Source organism: Kitasatospora albolonga, assembly GCF_039535905.1.
Classification (GTDB): domain Bacteria; phylum Actinomycetota; class Actinomycetes; order Streptomycetales; family Streptomycetaceae; genus Kitasatospora; species Kitasatospora albolonga.
Genome location: NZ_BAAAYB010000109.1, coordinates 1 through 9,291, shown reverse-complemented (window position 1 = coordinate 9,291; position 9,291 = coordinate 1). Strand labels below are relative to the sequence as shown.

At 75.1% G+C, this 9,291-nt stretch carries 11 protein-coding genes and 1 pseudogene; 3 read left to right on the top strand and 9 right to left on the bottom strand.

Annotated elements, in window-relative coordinates:
- Positions 1-194 (bottom strand): annotated as a pseudogene (locus ABD946_RS27750) (hypothetical protein); the annotation flags it as partial.
- 228 nt (positions 195-422) lie between these two features.
- Between ABD946_RS27750 and ABD946_RS27745 the strand changes: the two are divergent.
- Positions 423-1,325, top strand: coding sequence for a DUF4232 domain-containing protein (locus ABD946_RS27745; RefSeq protein ID WP_345288090.1), 903 nt, complete (start codon positions 423-425; stop codon positions 1,323-1,325).
- 21 nt (positions 1,326-1,346) lie between these two features.
- Here the strand turns inward: ABD946_RS27745 and ABD946_RS27740 are convergent, their stop codons facing one another.
- The 6 genes from ABD946_RS27740 to ABD946_RS27715 all read right to left on the bottom strand — a co-directional run bounded on the left by ABD946_RS27740 (position 1,347) and on the right by ABD946_RS27715 (position 6,857).
- Positions 1,347-1,781: an RICIN domain-containing protein gene (locus ABD946_RS27740; RefSeq protein WP_345288088.1), complete on the bottom strand. Its 435-nt coding sequence runs from the start codon at positions 1,779-1,781 to the stop codon at positions 1,347-1,349.
- A 40-nt stretch (positions 1,782-1,821) separates the two neighbouring features.
- The gene (locus ABD946_RS27735) at positions 1,822-3,060 is read right to left on the bottom strand and encodes an alpha/beta hydrolase (protein ID WP_345288086.1); all 1,239 of its coding nucleotides are present in this window, start codon (positions 3,058-3,060) and stop codon (positions 1,822-1,824) included.
- Between the two features lie 104 nt (positions 3,061-3,164).
- Positions 3,165-3,527 (bottom strand): MmcQ/YjbR family DNA-binding protein, encoded by a 363-nt coding sequence (locus ABD946_RS27730; protein WP_345288084.1) that lies wholly within the window; start codon positions 3,525-3,527, stop codon positions 3,165-3,167.
- Positions 3,528-3,584: 57 nt separating this feature from the next.
- Positions 3,585-4,805, bottom strand: coding sequence for an acyltransferase family protein (locus ABD946_RS27725; RefSeq protein ID WP_345288082.1), 1,221 nt, complete (start codon positions 4,803-4,805; stop codon positions 3,585-3,587).
- 38 nt (positions 4,806-4,843) lie between these two features.
- Positions 4,844-6,013, bottom strand: coding sequence for an alpha/beta hydrolase (locus ABD946_RS27720; protein ID WP_345288080.1), 1,170 nt, complete (start codon positions 6,011-6,013; stop codon positions 4,844-4,846).
- A gap of 202 nt (positions 6,014-6,215) precedes the next feature.
- Entirely contained in the window at positions 6,216-6,857 is a 642-nt protein-coding gene (locus tag ABD946_RS27715; protein ID WP_345288079.1) for an NAD(P)-dependent oxidoreductase, read from the bottom strand.
- A gap of 97 nt (positions 6,858-6,954) precedes the next feature.
- Here ABD946_RS27715 and ABD946_RS27710 point away from each other — a divergent pair, with 97 nt between their 5' ends.
- Positions 6,955-7,302: a winged helix-turn-helix transcriptional regulator gene (locus ABD946_RS27710; RefSeq protein WP_345288078.1), complete on the top strand. Its 348-nt coding sequence runs from the start codon at positions 6,955-6,957 to the stop codon at positions 7,300-7,302.
- Here ABD946_RS27710 and ABD946_RS27705 read toward each other — a convergent pair.
- Together ABD946_RS27705 and ABD946_RS27700 are read right to left on the bottom strand one after the other, a co-directional pair.
- The gene (locus ABD946_RS27705; RefSeq protein ID WP_345288077.1) at positions 7,296-7,970 is read right to left on the bottom strand and encodes a response regulator; all 675 of its coding nucleotides are present in this window, start codon (positions 7,968-7,970) and stop codon (positions 7,296-7,298) included. The genes ABD946_RS27710 and ABD946_RS27705 overlap by 7 nt on opposite strands.
- Positions 7,967-8,479 (bottom strand): sensor histidine kinase, encoded by a 513-nt coding sequence (locus ABD946_RS27700; RefSeq protein WP_345288075.1) that lies wholly within the window; start codon positions 8,477-8,479, stop codon positions 7,967-7,969. Before ABD946_RS27700 ends, ABD946_RS27705 begins: the two co-directional genes overlap by 4 nt.
- 577 nt (positions 8,480-9,056) lie before the next feature.
- Between ABD946_RS27700 and ABD946_RS27695 the strand changes: the two genes are divergently transcribed.
- Positions 9,057-9,291, top strand: a 235-nt coding sequence (locus ABD946_RS27695) for a hypothetical protein (RefSeq protein WP_345288073.1), incomplete at its 3' end; no start/stop codon positions are given.

Here is a 9,291-nt window from a genome sequence, read left to right as displayed (position 1 = left end):
GTCATGAGAACGCGCCTACGCTGCTCGTCTCCTTGAGCGCGAACCGGACGGTCCACGCCAGGGAGTTCGCGCCGCAGCGCGTCGTACTGGGCGGCTATCCCGGCCAGGTCGAAGAGCAGGACGTCCTGCTCGGCTGCGGCCAGGGCGGCCGACAGGGCCGCCGGGTCCGGCCGCTCCGTCTGATGTTTCGTCATGTGCCTTCCCCCAAGGCCGGGATCGTTCACGGCACCTGGCCCTTGATTTCCAAAATGGACTAGACCAACTTGCGGTGTCAACCTCCGCCCGGGCCGATGGGCGGCTACTCGGGGGTACTGCCCGAACAGGCAACTCGGGCTGCCCGCGCGGCAGTCCGGGACAGGACCGTTACGCCCGCTGTGGGGCCGGTCACTGCCCGGCCCGGTGGCGTCTGCTTCGATCGGGGGATGCACCGTTCGCGCGCGATCCTCCCGACGGCCCTGGCCCTGGCCGGGCTGCTCCCGCTGACCGCCTGCGGCTCCCGGGTGGCCGCCACGCCGGGCGGCCCGGCGCTGCCGCCCGCCGACGGTGCCGACTGCGCGGTCGCCGCGAGCGGGCGGGCCGCCCCGAGCCCCACCGCCTCCGCCCGGGACGGGGTCCGGATCACCGCCGCCGACCCCTCGTGCGTCGAGGTCGAGGTCACCAACCCCGAGCCCGAGGCGTACGCCTACACCGTCACCCTCGACCTGGGCGCCCCCGGCCCGGGCAACACAGTGCGCACCCTGCCGTACGTCGGGGGCGGGCGCACCGTGCACGACGCCGTGCGGCTGTCCGGCGGCCCGACGGGAAGCCCGGTGCGGCCCCTGGGCGGTACGCGCGGAGGTGCGCCGAAGGTGCTCCTGGTCCGCAGCGTCCCGGTGGCCGAGGCGCCGCCCGTCCCCGGGATCTGCCCGCCCTCCGGGCTGCGGCTGACGGCCGATCAGGGCAGCGCGGCGATGGGCCTGCGGGCGGTCGGCCTGCTGCTGGAGAACTGCGGGGCCGCGCCGCTGCGCCTGAACGGCTTCCCGGCGGCCGAGCCGCTGGGCCTCGACCACCGCCCCGTCGACGGGGTCGCGGTGCTGCGGGGCGGCTCCGCCATCGCCACCGGCACCGGAGCCGAGGACACCGCCCGGGAGTTCGACCTCGCCCCCGGCGAGTCCGCCCGCTCCGTGATCACCTGGCGCAACACCACCGGCACCGAGGGCGCCCCGGTCCTGGCCCCCTACCTGCGCGTCCGCGCCGTCCCCGGCACGGCCCCCGTGACGGTCACCCCGGAACTCGACCTCGGCACCACCGGCCGCCTCGGCATCGGCGCCTGGACGAAGGCCTAGGGGTCATCTGCTGGCGGGGCGTCAGGCCGGGTCCAGGTGCCACCACTGGGACGGGTCGTCGCGGTCCTCCCACTGGCGGGCGGTGCCGTCGGGGCCGATCTCCAGGGAGCGGCCGCTGATCAGGGCGACGAGGTTGAAGGTGTCGGGGGCGTCGACGTGCCGCTCCAGCAGCCAGTCCTGGGCGCCGAAGCCGTTCGGGGTCCAGAGCTGGACGGGGACGCCGTCCTCGGTGCGGGCGCCCGCGACGTCCAGGCGGCGGCCGCTGCCCTCGCTGGTGAGGTGGTACAGCCCGCCGCCCGGGTGCACGGCGGAGATCCGCCAGAGCTGGCCGGGGGAGCCGTCCGGCTCGGCCGTGCACAACCTGGCGCCGCTGCGCCGCCGTTCGTCGGCCACCGTCAGCAGCCGGCCGTCGGCCGCGCTGCGCAGGTGGTGGAGGCCTTCCCGGATCACCGTCATGGCCCCACCGTACGGCGGGGGTCCGTCAGCCGAGGAGGCGTCAGCTCGGGTCCGCCGCGCCGCGGCGGGCGGCGGTGCGGACCTCGTCGTAGTGGCCGAGGCCGAGCTCGGCGAAGTTGCGCAGGCTGGCCGTGTCGGGGGCGAGGTAGCCGTTGTGCCCGGACGCCCCGGTGGAGGAGATCACCACGGAGCCGAAGTCGGGGGAGGTCGGGTCGGCGCCGTGGCCGAGGCCGCCGACCTCCAGGTAGGGCACGTTGCCGATCCAGTCGCTGGGGTTGCGGGTGGCCCAGACCCGGACGCCGGTGCCGAGCGCGGCCGCGTCCGACACCCCCATCCCGGGGCTGCCGAAGACCACCAGGTCGGTGCCGTCGTGGATGGCCGGCGCGGCCGTGCCGCAGACCACCGAGCCGTAGGAGTGGCAGAACAGGGTGGGCGGCGCGTCCGTCCGTCCGGTCACCGCGAGGCCGTCCAGCAGTCGCTCCAGCCGGGGTGCGGCGGCGTCGGCCAGCCGGGAGGTGACGGCGTCCGGGCCCAGGCCGACCGGGCTGACGTACCCCGTCCAGGCGATCACCGCCGTGCGGGTGCCGGAGGCACGCCGCTTCTCCTCCTCGTACAGCGCCCGGCCCATCCCGGCCGGGGAGCGCAGCGGCTCCGCCGCCTGGTCGAAGTGGCCGAGGTCCGACTCCGAGCCGGGCACCAGCACCGAGACCCGCTGGGCGCTCGCCAGGTCCCCGTACACCTCGCTGACCAGGCCGCGGCCGCGCGGGTCGAAGGCCAGCACCTGGCGGCCCGGCTCCAGCAGGTGCTCGCTGTCGTTGGCCCGGGCCTCGGCCAGCGCGCGGGCGCCCACGGAGAGCTTCGGGTCGGCGGCCTGGGTGCGGGCGCGGTCGCGCTCGGCCGCGATGGCCAGCCGGTTGGCCCGGTAGCGCAGGGCGGGCGGGGCGCCGTCCAGGTTCCCGACCACCAGCGGGTACTCGCCGATCAGCCGGTCGGTCTCCGCGGGGGAGAGGGAGGCGAAGAACGCGGCCACGTCGCGCGGGGCGGCGGTCGCCGGATCCGGCAGCACCCGGCCCAGCGAACGGTCCGCCACCCACTGGGCGCTGCCGGCCGGAGGCGTGGTGATCGCGATCTGCTCGCTGCCCGCCGCGGCCTGGGCGGCCGCCGCACCGGTGTCCGCGAGCACCGCGACGGTGGCGAACAGGCCCATGGCGGCGCGCTTCATCCGGCGCCTGCGCTGCACCTCACGGGGGGTGCGCTCACGCGGGGTGCGCTGCGGCAACTGGTCACCATCCTCGGGCTCGTGGTGGTACCACCGCCGGCTCTTCGTCAGCCAGCGTAAGGTGCTCCGACCGGACACCGTGCCCGGCTAAACTGTGTGATGGCTCACAGGGTTCCGCCGGTTCCGCCGCTCGCGTCGAACTCCCTGACCAGCCGTTTCGGTGCGACGCTCCGCCAGGCCTCCGCCATCAGTTCCCGCAGCTCCCCGCCGTCCACCCCGGCCAGCCGCACCAGCACCCATCCGTGCCGCCCCACGTACGGCGCCGAGGAGAACACCTCCGGCTCCGCCGCCAGCAGCTCCGCCTGGTCCTCCTTCGACGCCTTCACCGTCACCTCCCCCGAGCCCGGCGTCCCCATCGCGAAGATCTTCTCCGCGACCCGCAGGGTCACCGTGGTCTCCCACGTCACCCGCTCGCCCGCCTCCGGCAAGGCCAGCCCCATCGCCAGGAACTGATCGAACGTCACCATCGGGCCACCCTAAGCCTTTCGCGCTCCGGCCCCGGCGTGTCGGCGGCCGACGGAGCGTCAGAGGGCGCCGAGTGCCTGGACGGCGAAGAGGGCGGCGGCGGTGGCCAGGGCGGCCTTCCAGAGCCGGGGGAGCCGCCACGGGGCGTCGAAGCGGCGGGCGTACCTGGCGACGGCGGCGAGGACCAGGGCGAAGACGGGAAGCCAGGCGAGGCGGGCGAGGATCCAGGCGAGGGAGTCGGGGGCGGTGGTGAGGCCGGGGACGGCGGTGTCGAGCGCGGAGGCGAGGGCGCCGACCGAGAACATCGCGGTCTGGTGCCAGCAGAAGATCGTCATCGCCGAGAGGTTGACCACCACGACCGGAAGCCAGAGCAGCGGCCGCCGCAGCGCCCGCCCGATCCGCTCCCGCAGCAGCATCGCCGCGCCGCACTGCGCCGAGGCCAGCGCCAGCACCAGCAGGGACGGCGGGTGCGAGTTGGTGCGGGCCGCACCGGGGACGCCGACCATGCTGGCCGGGTAGTGGAAGACCGTGAGCAGCACGGTGAACAGCGCGGCGCCGCCCAGCGCGAGCAGCCAGGCGCCCGCCCGCTTGATCCGCCCCTGCGCCCAGGAGACGCCGAGCTGGTAGCCGAACAGCCAGCCGGGCAGCAGGTTCACCAGCGAGAGCCAGGAGGGCACCGAGTCCGCCCACGGTCCGTACCGGAGCGTGTCCACCACGGCCACCACGGCCAGCAGCGGGGCGGCGGCCCAGCCGCCGAGCCGGCGGCCGAGCCGCAGGCAGAGCGGGGTGAGCGCGGTGAGCGCCAGGTAGATGCCGATGTACCAGAGCGGTTGGACCACCAGCACGGTGCCGGTCCGCACCGTGCCCTGCGGCACCCCGAGCGCGCCGAGCACCGGGACCAGCAGCGCCCAGACGGCCGCCACCCCCAGCACCGGTCGCAGCAGCCGCACCGCCCGCTGCCGGAACCAGTCCACCGTGGAGGCCCCGCGGGCCTGGGCCCGCGCCAGCGACTTCGCCGAGGAGTACCCGCCGACCAGGAAGAAGACGCCGAGCATCTGCAGCACCCAGCTCAGCGGGGCGAAGAAGCCCAGCGTGGAGAGCGGGCTCTCGTTGTGCAGCACGCCGTCCGGCGTGGTGGTGAAGCCGCCGAGCATCCAGTGGCCGAGCGGCACGGCGAGCAGCGCGAGGGCGCGCAGCCCGTCCAGGGCGCGGTCGCGGGTGGCGGGGGTCCTGGCGTCCACGGCGACGGCGCTGTGGCGGAGGCGGGCGAGGGCGTTCACGGGGTCACGGGTCCCTTCGAGGAGGTTCGGGCGGTGGTTCAGGCGGTGGCGGTGGCGGCGGCGGAGCGGCAGGCCGGGCTGTCGGCGGCGCAGTCGACCCGGGCGTCCTCGCCCAGCGCGATGGCGGTGGTGTTGGCGAGCGAGGCGGTGCCGGGCACCAGGTAGCCGCTGTGGCCGTGCGAGCCGGTGGAGCTCACCAGCCTTGCCCCGTACGAGGGTTGGTCGGGGTCGGCGCCGTGGCCGAGGCCGAACAGCGAGACGTTCGGGACCTTGTCGATCCAGTCCTCGGCGTTGCGCTTGACCACCCAGAGCGGCACCCGCAGCCCGTCCGCCCCGGCCACGTCCATGCCGGGCGAGCCGAGCGCGACCACTCCGCGCACCTGCTCCGGCTTCGGGTCGGCGAGCCCGCAGACCGCCGTGCCGTAGCTGTGGCAGACCAGGGTGACCGGGCCGGTCACCGGCGTCAGCCCGTCCAGGAAGGCCGACAGCCGCGCCGCGCCGGCCTCCGCCAGGCGTGAACCCGCCGCGTCCAGGCCGACCTTGACGGGCGTGGTGTAGCCGGTCCAGGCGACCACCGCGAGGCGCTCGCCGGAGGCCGCGCGCAGCGCCTCGGCCGCGCCGCCCGGGGTGCCGTAGTGCGCGGAGGCCCGGTCGCCGGTCATCAGGTCGATGTCCGAGCCCGGCACCACCACGACCGTCCGCTCGGCCTGCTCCAACTCGCCGAACATCTGGGCGTACTGGCCCCGCCCGCGCGGGTCGAAGGCCAGGATCTGCCGCCCGCTGCCCAGCTCCGCGTACCGCGCGGCCCGGGCGGCGGCCGCCTTCCGGTCCCGCTCGGGCAGCGCCGGATCGGCGGCCCGGGCCAGCTCGTGCTGCCGCTCCTCCTGCAGTGCCAGGGAGTTGGCGAGGTAGCGCAGCCGGTACGGGGCGCCGTCCAGGTTCCCCACCACCAGCGGGTGGCGCACCGCCAGCGCCCGCTGCTGCGCCGGGGGCAGCCCGTCGAAGAACCCCGCCACCTCGGCGGCCGAGGCGCGGCCCGGCTCCGGCAGCCGCACCCCGAGGGTGGTGTCGGCCACCCAGGCGGCCGTCCCGGGCGGCGGCCCGGTGACCGCCCGCTGCCCGTCCGCCGCCGCCCAGCCGCCGGCCCCGCCGACCGCCAGCACCGTCAGCAGCCCTGCGGCCAGTGCCCGCCGGAATCGCGCCTTCATCCCGCTCCGCCTCTCCTCGTACCGATCTCGACGGAGAGGAAGGTAGGAAGCGGACGCCTGACGGGGCGTCACCCCGCAGCGCCAACCCCGAGGTCATACCGGGGTACTACGGGGACCACGGGGGACGGTGCCCCCGGCACGACGGAGCCCGCCCCGGACGGCTGTCCGGAACGGGCTCCAACGTGCCTGCCGTGCAGGGGGATCAGTGCGAGACGGCCAGCTGCACCCGGTGGTGCCGGGGCTCCTCGATCTCGTCCAGCAGGGCCACCGCCAGGTCGGCGTGCGAGATCCGGCCCTCTCCCACCATCGCGCCGACCGCGCTCCGGTAGCTCCCGGTCACCGCGGCCTCCGCGTCCAGGTCCATCGGCGGGACCACCATCAGCCAGTCGAGCGCCCCGGCGGTGTCCGTCAGCAGCTCGAACTCCGCGACGTGCCCCTGGGAGAACAGGCGGTACTCCTCCGGGAACCGCGGGTCGTCCATCACCCGCACCCCCGGCGAGACCTCCAGGGTGGTGGCGATGCCCAGCGTCAGGAGCCGCCCCACCCCGGCCCGGCCGAGCCCCTCGGCCATCGCCCGGGCCGCCGCCGTGAAGTACTCCTCGGCCGGCAGGTCCAGCCGCACCGAGGCGTTCACCGCCGCGTCGTGCCCCGCCGCGGCCGACGCCACCGACCCGGCGTCCGTGGCGTCGCCGCGCACCACCGTCACCGCGCCCGAGGCGCCCAGCTCCGGGTACCTGCCCGGCTCCCGCACCACCGCCGTCACGGCGTGCCCGCGCCGCACCGCCTCGGCCACGGCCGCGCCGCCCACGCGTCCGCCCGCCCCGAAAACCACGATCCTCTTCATGCCGGTCCCCTCTCGACGGCCCCTCCGGGCCGGATGCGGACGACCGTACGAGGAGGGGCCCCGGTTACTTCAACGGAACCGGCCCTATGGTCTCGGTATGACCACACCCCTGGAAGCCGACAGGTTCGACCCGGACTGCAGCCGCCGGATGCCCATCCGGGTCGGTGACAAGTGGAGCGGGATGGTGCTGCGCTGCCTGGAGGGGGGCCCGCGCCGGTTCGGCGAGTTGAGGGTGCCGCTGGGCACCGTCACCCCGAAGGTGCTGACCGAGACGCTGCGGGCGATGGAGCGCGACGGCTGGATCAGCCGCACCGCGTACGAGGAGAACCCGCCCAGGGTCGAGTACGCCCTCACCGACTTCGGGCGCTCCCTGCTCGGCCAGCTGGACGTCGCCTGCGCCTGGGCGCGCGAGCACCTCGACCAACTGCCCCCCAGGTCCTACTGACCCGGCGTCACCAGACCGGACTCGTACGCCAGCACCACCGCCTGGGCCCGGTCGCGCAGGTCCAGCTTGGCCAGGATCCGGCCGATGTGGGTCTTCACGGTCTGCTCGGCGACCACCAGCCGCTCGGCGATCTCCTGGTTGGACAGGCCCCGGGCGATCAGCTCCAGCACCTCGGTCTCGCGCGGGGTCAGCCCGTTCAGCTGGAGCTTGCGGTCCCTCCGCGGGGCGGGCCTGTTCCGCGCGAAGTCCTCGATCAGACGGCGCGTCACCGAGGGCGCCAGCAGCGCCTCCCCGGCCGCCACCACCCGGACGGCGGCGATCAGGTCGGCCGGCGGGGCGTCCTTGAGCAGGAAGCCGGAGGCCCCGGCGCGCAGCGCCTCGTAGACGTAGTCGTCCACGTCGAAGGTGGTCAGCATCAGCACCTTCGGCCGGTGCACCACCCCCGGCGGGGGGTCCAGCAGCCGGCGGGCCGCCTCCAGCCCGTCCATCTCCGGCATCCGGACGTCCATCAGCACCACGTCCGGATGGGTCCGCCCGCTGACCTCCAACGCCTGCTTCCCGTCGGCGGCGTCACCGACCACGTCGATGTCGCTCTGCGCGTTGAGCAGCGCGGCGAAGCCGGCCCGGACCATCGCCTGGTCGTCGACGATGATTACGCGGATGGTCATCGGGGGCTCTCTCCAGCGGTGGTGACGGGCAGTTCGGCGGAGACCCGGAAGCCGCCCTCGGCGGTCGGGCCGGTCTCCAGCCTGCCCGACAGTAGCCGGACCCGCTCGCGCATTCCCACCAGCCCGTGCCCGGTGCCCTCCCCGGCCTCCACCCCCGGCGTCCCGCCCGGGCCGTTCACCACCGTCACCCGGAGCGTGCCGGCGCTCGCCGAGAGCTCCACCTCCGTGACCGCCCCGGGCGCGTGCCGCACCACGTTGGCCAGCGCCTCCTGCACGATCCGGTACGCCGACAGGCTGACGCCCTGCGGGAGTTCACCGAGGTGCTCGCCGCGCAGCGAGGCCCGCACCCCCGCCTGACGGACCGTCTCCACCAGCCGCTCCAACTGCTCCACCCCCGGCTGCGGTGCCCGGTCCGGCGCACTGCCGTCACTGCGCAGCACCCCCAGCAGCCGCCGCATCTCCGCCAGCGAACGCGCGCCGCCCGCCGCGATGGTCCCGAACTCCTCCACCGCCTCCGAGGCGGGAGCCCGCTGATCCGGTACGGCGCGGAGTCGGCCTGCACCGTGATCACCGACATGTGGTGGGCCACCACGTCGTGCAACTCCCGCGCGATCCGCGCCCGTTCCTCCAGCAGGGTCGAACGCTCCCGCTCCGCTCCCTCGCTGATCCGCTCCTGCTCCGACCAGCTTGCGCTGCGCCTCCCCGCGGCCCCGCACCGTCCAGCCCAGCACAGCAGCACCGCGCCCGAGATCGCCACGGTGATGGTCGCGGTCTGCCGGCCCGGGCTGGTGCAGGTCACTGGCCACCACACTGGCCGCCAGCGTCACCAGCCACACCGCCAGCAGCGTCCGCCCGCGCTCGCGCAGCGCCAGGGCCGCCATCAGGAACACGTAACCCGAGCAGGGTCGGCACGGCCACGGCCACGGCCGGCGCTCTTCGGCGTCCACGCCGTCCGCATGGCCCCCAGCACCACACCGGCGGACATCCCCACACGCCGCCAACGGCCTGGTCACACCGCGACGATCAACGGCACCGACTGCGCCAGCGCCACGCGCCCGGCCCACCGCCACCGGCAGCCCGTAGTCGTTGGCCAGCACCACCGTGCCGGTCGACAGCAGCGTGATCGTCGCCGCCAGCGCCAGCCAGTACGGCAACGCCCCGCACCACGCCCGCTGCGCCCCGCCAACAGCGGCACATGCCACTAGGCGGCGGGTCAAGCAACGCCCGCCCGAGATCGCCCGAGCTGATCGCCGACCCACTGGGGATTTTATTAGGTTTTATTTTTTTCTCCTGTTCTCCCGTTTCTTCTTTCCTTCTAGCC

What these genes read in the sequence shown, in the direction of transcription:
- ABD946_RS27745 (WP_345288090.1), top strand. Translation starts at nt 423, where the DNA reads ATGCACCGTTCGCGCGCGATCCTCCCGACGGCCCTGGCCCTGGCCGGG.
- ABD946_RS27740 (WP_345288088.1), bottom strand. Translation starts at nt 1,781, where the DNA reads ATGACGGTGATCCGGGAAGGCCTCCACCACCTGCGCAGCGCGGCCGAC.
- ABD946_RS27730 (WP_345288084.1), bottom strand. Translation starts at nt 3,527, where the DNA reads ATGGTGACGTTCGATCAGTTCCTGGCGATGGGGCTGGCCTTGCCGGAG.
- ABD946_RS27720 (WP_345288080.1), bottom strand. Translation starts at nt 6,013, where the DNA reads ATGAAGGCGCGATTCCGGCGGGCACTGGCCGCAGGGCTGCTGACGGTG.
- ABD946_RS27715 (WP_345288079.1), bottom strand. Translation starts at nt 6,857, where the DNA reads ATGAAGAGGATCGTGGTTTTCGGGGCGGGCGGACGCGTGGGCGGCGCG.
- ABD946_RS27710 (WP_345288078.1), top strand. Translation starts at nt 6,955, where the DNA reads ATGACCACACCCCTGGAAGCCGACAGGTTCGACCCGGACTGCAGCCGC.
- ABD946_RS27705 (WP_345288077.1), bottom strand. Translation starts at nt 7,970, where the DNA reads ATGACCATCCGCGTAATCATCGTCGACGACCAGGCGATGGTCCGGGCC.